This is a genomic window from Luteimonas sp. Soil_C_5, from assembly GCF_057656615.1.
On the sequence record NZ_JBDGKA010000013.1, the window covers coordinates 1 to 248 of the forward strand.

At 53.2% G+C, this 248-nt stretch carries 1 protein-coding gene; it reads left to right on the forward strand.

Annotated features, from left to right (window positions below):
• On the forward strand, positions 1-248 hold a 248-nt coding region (locus AC3A5K_RS16965; protein ID WP_487618736.1), incomplete at both ends, for a hypothetical protein.

A 248-nucleotide genomic window follows, 5' to 3' on the forward strand; every position in this document is an offset into this window, starting at 1 on the left:
ATCGCGTCCGGCGACGGCGTTTTTGCTTACTTTTGGCAAGACAAAAGTAAGCCGCGCGACAGCGCGGAAGCCCTGTTCTTGGCAATAACGCTGATCGCGCCTAACAGCGAACACCTCGCGCGGATTCCGATTCAAATTCCGTGTTCGGATTTAGAGCCGAAGCTAAAGCAGAGCGATAGATCAATTGCACGGCTTTCGCACGCTGACGCGTGCGAGTTCCTTTTTGACCGGCCAAAAAGGAACCAAAA